This is a genomic window from Rhodopseudomonas sp. B29, assembly GCF_000333455.1.
In the GTDB taxonomy this organism is placed as follows: Bacteria; Pseudomonadota; Alphaproteobacteria; order Rhizobiales; family Xanthobacteraceae; genus Rhodopseudomonas.
The window spans coordinates 1-7652 of the sequence record NZ_BADD01000120.1 but is presented as its reverse complement, the minus strand read 5'-3'; the positions used below and the strand labels follow the sequence as shown (position 1 = coordinate 7652).

The 7652-nt window shown below is 67.2% G+C and carries 8 protein-coding genes and 1 pseudogene; 5 read left to right on the top strand and 4 right to left on the bottom strand.

The genetic code is table 11. The features are described 5' to 3' along the window. Nucleotides 1-64 precede the first annotated feature (64 nt). From I5M_RS32015 to I5M_RS04480, 3 genes and pseudogenes are all read right to left on the bottom strand, one after another. A pseudogene (locus I5M_RS32015) lies at nt 65-211 on the bottom strand (CNNM domain-containing protein); the annotation flags it as partial. Nucleotides 212-277: 66 nt separating this feature from the next. After that, nucleotides 278-1423 (bottom strand): 3-dehydroquinate synthase, encoded by a 1146-nt coding sequence (gene aroB, locus I5M_RS04485; protein ID WP_031335364.1) that lies wholly within the window; start codon nt 1421-1423, stop codon nt 278-280. Next, nucleotides 1420-2037 (bottom strand): shikimate kinase, encoded by a 618-nt coding sequence (locus I5M_RS04480; protein ID WP_031335361.1) that lies wholly within the window; start codon nt 2035-2037, stop codon nt 1420-1422. Before I5M_RS04480 ends, aroB begins: the two co-directional genes overlap by 4 nt. Nucleotides 2038-2192: 155 nt before the next feature. Between I5M_RS04480 and I5M_RS29175 the strand changes: the two genes are divergently transcribed. Both I5M_RS29175 and xerD read left to right on the top strand, forming a co-directional pair. Continuing rightward, nucleotides 2193-2339 carry a hypothetical protein gene (locus I5M_RS29175; RefSeq protein WP_040771561.1) on the top strand — a complete coding sequence of 49 codons (147 nt, stop codon included), beginning with the start codon at nt 2193-2195 and terminating at the stop codon, nt 2337-2339. Between the two features lie 16 nt (nt 2340-2355). Next, a complete protein-coding gene (xerD, locus tag I5M_RS04470; protein ID WP_022720309.1) occupies nt 2356-3378 on the top strand; it encodes a site-specific tyrosine recombinase XerD in 1023 nt (340 codons plus the stop codon). Here the strand turns inward: xerD and I5M_RS04465 are convergent. Next, nucleotides 3375-3944 (bottom strand): cytochrome b, encoded by a 570-nt coding sequence (locus I5M_RS04465; protein WP_022720308.1) that lies wholly within the window; start codon nt 3942-3944, stop codon nt 3375-3377. The two genes, xerD and I5M_RS04465, sit on opposite strands and share 4 nt — an antisense overlap. Before the next feature lie 215 nt (nt 3945-4159). Between I5M_RS04465 and I5M_RS04460 the strand changes: the two genes are divergently transcribed. The 3 genes from I5M_RS04460 to I5M_RS04450 all read left to right on the top strand — a co-directional run. Next, nucleotides 4160-4792: a PadR family transcriptional regulator gene (locus I5M_RS04460; RefSeq protein WP_244431931.1), complete on the top strand. Its 633-nt coding sequence runs from the start codon at nt 4160-4162 to the stop codon at nt 4790-4792. A 165-nt stretch (nt 4793-4957) separates the two neighbouring features. After that, nucleotides 4958-5920, top strand: a complete 963-nt coding sequence (locus I5M_RS04455; protein WP_022720306.1) for an acetyl-CoA carboxylase carboxyltransferase subunit alpha — start codon at nt 4958-4960, stop codon at nt 5918-5920. A 631-nt stretch (nt 5921-6551) separates the two neighbouring features. After that, nucleotides 6552-7652, top strand: a 1101-nt coding sequence (locus I5M_RS04450; protein WP_031335354.1) for a murein L,D-transpeptidase family protein, incomplete at its 3' end; no start/stop codon positions are given.

The window sequence follows — 7652 nt, the reverse complement described above, 5'->3', positions numbered from 1 at the left end:
ATGTTGAAGATGTTGTGCCGAGCAGCAGCGCGCCGATCATGCGCTCACGGCTGGCAAACAGCTAGCCGACCACCGCGGCGTCGCGATTACCCTGCTTGCCCAGCCGCAGCATGTTGGCGCGCGACGCCCCGGTCAGCGCCGTCTCGCTGGCGGAGAAGAACGCCGAGCCGAACAGGCAGGCGATCACGACGGCCAACATGATCCAGTCCATGGTGTCCTCGGTAGCAGCGGGGTCGGCGCGCGAAGTCTCGCACGCGCGAGGCTGAGATTGGCTTAACTAAGCGCGCGCGAGCTGCCGCGCCAGGAAGTCGCGCACCGGCGTCGGCTCGACATCGTTGACGATGACGGCGCGGCCGATCGCTTCCATCAGGATGAAGGTGAGCTTGCCGCGTTTGACCTTCTTGTCCTGGAACATCAGGCCGAGCAGCGCGTCGGCGTCGGCCAGGCCTTCCTGCTGGAAGCCGGCGATGTCCTGCAGCCGGGTCGGCAGGCCGACTTGCGCCAGATGCTGCTGCAGCCGCTTCGCATCGCTGGCCGGCATCATGCCGCGTTCGGCCGAGAACTCAGCCGCCAGCACCATGCCGATGGCGACGCCCTCGCCGTGAAACAGCCGGTCGGAAAAACCGGTGGCAGCTTCGAGCGCGTGGCCGAAGGTGTGGCCGAGATTGAGCAGCGCGCGCTCGCCGGTCTCGCGCTCGTCGCGCGCCACGATCGCCGCCTTGGCGCGGCAGGAGGTGGCGATGGCGTGCTCGCGCGCCGGGCCGCCCGAGACAATCTCGGCGTGGTTGGCTTCGAGCCAGGCGAAGAACGCTTCGTCGCCGAGCGCACCGTATTTGGCGACTTCCGCATAGCCGGCGCGGAATTGCCGCGGCGACAGCGTGTCGAGCACCGCGGTGTCGGCGATCACCAAAACAGGCTGATGAAACGCGCCGAGCAGATTCTTGCCCTGCGGCGAGTTGATACCGGTCTTGCCGCCGACCGAGGAGTCGACCTGCGCCAGCAGCGAAGTCGGCACCTGCACGAAGTCGACGCCGCGGCGCAGGATCGAGGCTGCGAAGCCGGCGAGATCGCCGACCACGCCGCCGCCGAGCGCGATGACGAGATCGTTGCGCTCGATCTTGGCGGCGATCAGCGCCTCCGAGACTTGCTCCAGCCCCGCATAGGTCTTGGAGGCCTCACCCTCGCCGACCACGACACGTCCGTGCGCGACGCCGGCAGCGCTCAGCACCGCCTCGGTCTTTTCCAACCAGTTCTGCGCCACCGTGCGATCGGTGACGATCATGGTGCGGGCGCCCGGACGCAGCCTGGCAACGCGCTCGCCGAGCGAGGCCAGCACGTCGCGGCCGATCACGATGTCATAGCCGCGGTCGCCGAGCGCGACCTCGACGGTGATCGGAGCGGAGTGATTCAGAGGCGCAGTCATGTTGTCTCGTTTGGTGTTGGCGCGCAGCGGTGGACGCCGAGATAATCGCGCAGCGCCGCGACGCATTCGTCGACGACCTTTTCGTGCGGCACGTCGCGCGACGCGATGGTGATGTCGGCCTGTCGATACAGCGGATAGCGCTCGTCGATCATCCGGGCGATGGTGGCGGCCGGATCGGCAGTCTTGAGCAGCGGCCGGTCGGCGCGGCGCTTGACCCGGCGCAGGATGACGTCGGCATCGGCCTCCAGCCACATCGAGATCGCCTGGCTTCGGATGCGCTCGCGGGTCTCGGCGCGCATGAAAGCACCGCCGCCGGTCGCCAAGATCTTGGCGCCGCCGTCGAGCAGGCGCGCGATCACCTTGGCCTCGCCGTCGCGGAAATGCGGCTCGCCATGGGTCTCGAAGATCTCCGGGATCGTCATCGCCGCCGCGTGCTCGATCTCGGTGTCGGCGTCGAGAAACGGCAGCCCCAGCCGCAGCGCCAGGCGGCGGCCGACGGTCGACTTGCCGGCGCCCATCATGCCGATCAGCACGACGGGGCGATCGCCCAGAGCCGCGACGAGGTCGGCTTCCTGGGACCGGCCGGGCAGCGCCATCGGTGCGGTTTCGGACATTGTTTCCCGTCGGAACGTGAAGCACCAGCTATACTACTGCCGTCGCGGCGCTTGCCAGCCTCTCGTGCGGCGCCCCGGTCTCTTGCACCGGGCCGGCGAACATGATCATCGTCGGACCGCCCCGGCCGTTGGGGTTCCCGTGCGCCGAGACCCCGATGCCCACCCTGTTTCGCTTCCTGACGGTTGTCGCCGTGATAGGCGGTATCATCTACGGGACGATCTTCGTGCTGGCCAATTTCGTCTCGCCCAAGCCGCGCGAGATGACGGTGACGGTGCATCCCGACAAGTTTCTCAAGAAATAGCCGCTAGGGTGGTCGCATGAGACGCCCGCGCACCCTCGCCAGCTCTGCCGATCCGCTGCCCGAGATCGAAGCTCCGCCGCTGCGGCCGGCGTCCTATTCGGATGCGGGCCTCGCCGAGCTGTTTCTCGACATGATCGCGGCCGAACAGGGCGCCTCGGTGCATACGCTCGACGCTTATCGGCGCGACCTCGCCGACCTGTCGGCCTATCTGGGCCGGAAACGCACCAGCATCGCAGGGGCCGACACCGCGATGCTGCGCGGCTATCTAGCCGAACTGGACCGGCGCGGCTTCGCCACGACCACGGTGGCGCGCCGGCTGTCGGCGCTGCGACATCTGTATCGCTTCCTGCTCAGCGAACGCATCCGCGCCGACGATCCCGCGGCCATCCTGTCCGGCCCCAAGCGCGGCCGCGCACTGCCCAAGGTGCTGTCGATCAAGGATGTCGACCGCCTGCTCGATTGCGCCCGGCAGGCCGCCGAGGCCGACGTGCCGCCGCCGCTGCGGGCGCGCGCGGCGCGGCTGTATTGCCTGCTCGAAGTGCTCTACGCCACCGGCCTGCGCGTCTCGGAGCTCGTGTCACTGCCGCTGTCGGCGGCGCGGCGTGATGCCCGGATGATCGTGGTGCGCGGCAAGGGCGACAAGGAGCGGCTGGTGCCGCTCAACGGCTCCGCCAAGGCGGCGATGACGGCGTATCTCGACGCCATGAAGGCGGCGCAGACCGATGCCAGCAAAGGCGCGCCGGCATCCAAATGGCTGTTTCCGTCATTCGGCGAGAGCGGCCATCTGACACGGCAACACTTCGCTCGTGATCTCAAGGAGCTCGCCGAGCGCGCCGGCATTCCGCCGCGGCTGATCAGTCCGCACGTGCTGCGCCACGCCTTCGCCAGCCATCTGCTGCACAACGGCGCCGATCTGCGCATCGTCCAGACGCTGCTGGGCCACAGCGACATCTCGACAACGCAGATCTACACTCACGTGGTGGAGGAGCGGCTGAAGAGCCTGGTACGCGACCTGCACCCGCTCGGCGAAACCAACTAATCGGCGCTGCGACCGGTCATCCGCGACAGCACCTCGTCGCGCTTGACGAAAACGTGCCACGCCACCGCGCACAGGTGCAGCGCCAGGACGGCGCCGATGACCCAGGCCCCGCGGTCGTGCAGCACCTCGCCCCAATGCTCCAGCACGTGATCGCGCGGCACCAGCCTAGGCCATTGAAACAGCCCGAACCACGGCAGCGAATAGCCGCCGGCGCCTGAAAACAGATAGCCGCTGAGCGGCATGAACAGCATCAACGCATAGAGCGCCGCATGGCCGGCACGGCTCGCGAGCATCGTCAGTCGCCCGAGCGGCTGCCGATAGGCCGGCTCACCCGTGGCCAGCCTCCACACGAGGCGGATCGCCACCAGCACCAGCACGGTCATGCCGATCGATTTGTGGATCTCCAGCAGACCCTGTCGCGGCTGCTGGCCGGACGGAAAGTAGGCGGCGACAACGCCGAGGCCGATCGCCACGAAGATCAGCACCGCCATGGTCCAGTGCAACCAACGCAGGGGGCGATTGAAGGCGAAGGCGCTGGGGGTCTTCGCGGACACGATTTCGGGCAACGCGGCCGTCCTAGGTCTGAGAAGGCGCAGTTCCAGCGGATTCGACGCTGCCAGGCAAATAACCGGTCCGTTAGACACCTGTGATCGGGAGTCTCCTGGTGAAAAGGGCGCTGCCCCGACCTACGGGAATTGATGCACTCAAAATATATCTCAGACCATCTTTACAAGATCGCTTTATGATATATCTTGATGCCATCTTAATCGAGGAGATGACAATGTTTCATTTCATGCAGGATTCCCCGCGCGCTGATCGCCATGGCCGGTGGGGACACGAAGGCGGCCGTCACGGCTTCCGCCATGGCGGGCCGTTTCAGGCCGGCCCCCGCCGCGGCGGTTTCTGGCCCGGAGACGACGCCGGCGAGCACGAAGGCCGCGGCCGGCGCGGTGGCAGCCGGCGCATGTTCGACGGCAACGCGCTGCGGCTGCTGCTCCTGAAGCTGATCGCCGACACGCCGCGCCACGGCTACGACCTTATCCGCGCCATCGAGGAGCGCACCGGCGGCGCCTATGCGCCGAGCCCTGGTGTCGTCTACCCGACGCTGACCATGCTGAGCGACATGGGGTTGATCGAGGAGCAGGTCACCGAAGGCGCCCGCAAGCAGTTCGCCGTGACGGCGGACGGCACCGCCCATCTGGCCGAGCGCACCGACGAGTTGGCGGTGATCCTGGCGCGGCTCGACGCGCTCGGCGCCATGCGGGAGCGGTTCGACGTCGCCCCCGTGCGGCGCGCGATGCACAATCTGCGCAGCGTGCTGCAGAACCGACTTGGCGAAGGCCTCGACAAGGCCAAGCTGAACGAGGTTGTGGAGTTGATCGACCAGGCGGCCCGCAAGATCGAGCAGCTCTGAAGCGTTAGAGTATCGCGCGCGCGGCAGCCGAGCCCGCGACGGCCCCGCGCGCGCGATCGCCGCCACACCGCACTTGTCCCAGCCGCTTGACTTGAGCTGGCGTTGGCTTGAAAAGCCGGGCGCGGGCCGCACGGCGGCCGCTCATCTCCCCTTCTCGCTCCAGTCATGTCCGGGCCCATGCGCAGTTATCTCGACTTCGAAAAGCCGGTCGCGGAACTCGATTCCAAGATCGACGAGTTGCGCACGCTGGCCGCTTCCGGCAGCGACATCCATGAAGAGATCGAGAAGATCGAAGAGAAGGCCAAGCAGGCGCTGCACGACCTCTATGCGACGCTGACGCCGTGGCAGAAGACCCAGGTGGCGCGGCATCCGCAGCGGCCGCATTGCGTCGACTACGTCCAAAGCCTGATCACCGATTTCACCCCGCTGGCCGGCGACCGCAAATTCGGCGACGACGAAGCTCTGGTCGGCGGCTTCGGCCGCTTCCGCGGCGAGAGCGTTTGCGTGCTCGGGCAGGAGAAGGGCTCCACCACAGAGACCCGGCTGAAGCACAATTTCGGCATGGCGCGGCCCGAGGGCTATCGCAAGGCGGTGCGGCTGATGGAGCTGGCCGACCGCTTCGACATTCCGCTCATCGCCTTCGTCGACACTGCGGGCGCCTATCCGGGCATCGGCGCCGAGGAGCGCGGCCAGGCCGAAGCGATCGCGCGCTCGACTGAGGCCTGCCTGCAGCTCGGCGTGCCCAATGTCGCCGTGGTGATCGGGGAAGGCGGCTCGGGCGGCGCCATCGCGATCGCCACCGCCAACAAGGTGCTGATGCTCGAACACGCGATCTACAGCGTGATCTCGCCCGAGGCGGCGTCGTCGATCCTGTGGCGCGACGGCACCAAGGCGCAGGAAGCGGCGAATTCGATGAAGATCACCGCCCAGGACCTGCTGAGATTCGGCGTGATCGACCAGATCCTGGCCGAGCCCAAGGGCGGCGCCCACCGCGACCCCGACGCCATGATCGCCACCACCGGCGACGCCATCGCGGCCGCCTTCAATGAACTCGCCGGCCTCGACCGAGCCGCCATCCGCACCAAGCGCCGCCAGAAATTCCTGGAAATCGGCCGCAAGCTGGGCTGATCAGGCAGCCTGCGTCACCACAGGCACAACCTGCTCCTTCTCCCCGCGAGCGGGGAGAAGGGTGGGATGAGGGGGCTTCTCCGCTCGGCCGAGCGCTCGCGACGGTGCTGCCAGCCCCCCGTCCTCCAAAATCCCTCGGTCCCGCGGGCGCGCCCCCTCACCCGGTCCGGCTACGCTACGCTTCGCCGGACCGACCTCTCCCCGCGCGCGGGGCGAGGTTGCGCCGCGTTTCGGAGTGACGCACTCACCTGAAAGTAACTCCCGATTCACCATACTCCGCCCGCTCCCGCCCCCTTTGGCCCGCCGGCCCCAGTTTCGCCGCCGGCGCGGCGTTTAAGCGGTGTTCACCATCGGTGATGGGGGACGGCTCGGGTTGCCTTCGCGGCTTGCCGGAGCGGGGCCTTAAGGATAATCTTCTCTGAGCACCTGATCGCGCCGCGACTTGGCGGCAAGACCATGCTGCGTTTGGTAAATCCGCGCGAGACAATTTGCCGGCGGGACGGTCGGCAGGGCCAGCGTGGATCGCCTGCAAGCTCAGCGAAACTCGAATGTGGGGTACGGGTTTGCCGGTCGTGTGGGGAGCTTTGGTGTGAGAAGCTTGGCTGTGAAGAGCCCGCTTGTTCGCGCGCTGATGGTAACGGCTGCGCTGGCTGTGACCGCGCCGCTTCTCGCCGGTTGCAATAGCGACGAAATGGCCCTGGCTACCAACGCCAAGGCCAATCAGCCGGTACCGCCGAAGCTGGTGGCGGCGATGCAAGAGAAGAATATGGATCAGCAGTCGCCGATCCTGGTGCGACTGTTCAAGCAGGAAGCCGAGCTCGAGGTCTGGAAGCAGGACCGCACCGGCGTGTTCCAGCTGCTCAAGACCTATCCGATCTGCCGCTGGTCGGGCGATCTCGGCCCCAAGATCCGCGAAGGCGACCGTCAGGCGCCGGAAGGCTTCTACTCGATCTCGCCGGCGCAGATGAACCCGCGCTCGGCCTATTATCTGTCGTTCAACACCGGCTATCCGAACGCCTTCGACAAATCGCTCGGCCGCACCGGCTCCGAGCTGATGGTCCACGGCGATTGCTCGTCGCGCGGCTGCTACGCGATGACCGACGAACAGATCGCCGAGATCTACGCGCTCGGCCGCGACTCGTTCTTCGGCGGCCAGCGCGCGTTCCAATTTCAGGCCTATCCGTTCCGGATGACGCCGGCCAACTTCGCCAAGCATCGCAACAACCCGAACATGCCGTTCTGGAAGATGCTGAAGGAAGGCAACGACCATTTCGAAGTGACCCGGCAAGAGCCGAAGGTCGACTTCTGCGAACATAAATACGTGTTCGACGCGGCGCAGCCGCCCGGCGCGACGCGGCCGCTGCAGTTCAACGCCTCAGCCAAGTGCCCGAGCTACGAGGTCCGTCCCGACATCGCCGCCGCAGTGCGCGAGAAGCAGCAGCAGGACGACATCAAGGTCGCCGAGCTTGTTGCCAAGGGCGTGCCGGTGGCACGGCTACGCACCGGCATCGACGGCGGCATGAACCAGGTGTTCGCCTCCAAGATTCCCGATGGCTCGACCGGCCTGTCGGACAGCACGCCCGACTCGGTGACGTTGTCGATGCAGCGCGCCCCCGGCACCATCCCACCGACCGTGAACCCGCCGCGTCCGTCCGACAATCTGCTGCGCGCACCCGAAGAGCCCGCGACCGCCGTCGCGGCCGGCGCGCCCCACACGCGCGTCGCGTCGGCC

Coding starts and splice junctions, on each gene's coding strand:
- I5M_RS04480 (WP_031335361.1), bottom strand. CDS start 2,037: ATGTCCGAAACCGCACCGATGGCGCTGCCCGGCCGGTCCCAGGAAGCC.
- xerD (WP_022720309.1), top strand. CDS start 2,356: ATGAGACGCCCGCGCACCCTCGCCAGCTCTGCCGATCCGCTGCCCGAG.
- I5M_RS04455 (WP_022720306.1), top strand. CDS start 4,958: ATGTCCGGGCCCATGCGCAGTTATCTCGACTTCGAAAAGCCGGTCGCG.
- I5M_RS04460 (WP_244431931.1), top strand. CDS start 4,160: ATGTTTCATTTCATGCAGGATTCCCCGCGCGCTGATCGCCATGGCCGG.
- aroB (WP_031335364.1), bottom strand. CDS start 1,423: ATGACTGCGCCTCTGAATCACTCCGCTCCGATCACCGTCGAGGTCGCG.
- I5M_RS29175 (WP_040771561.1), top strand. CDS start 2,193: ATGCCCACCCTGTTTCGCTTCCTGACGGTTGTCGCCGTGATAGGCGGT.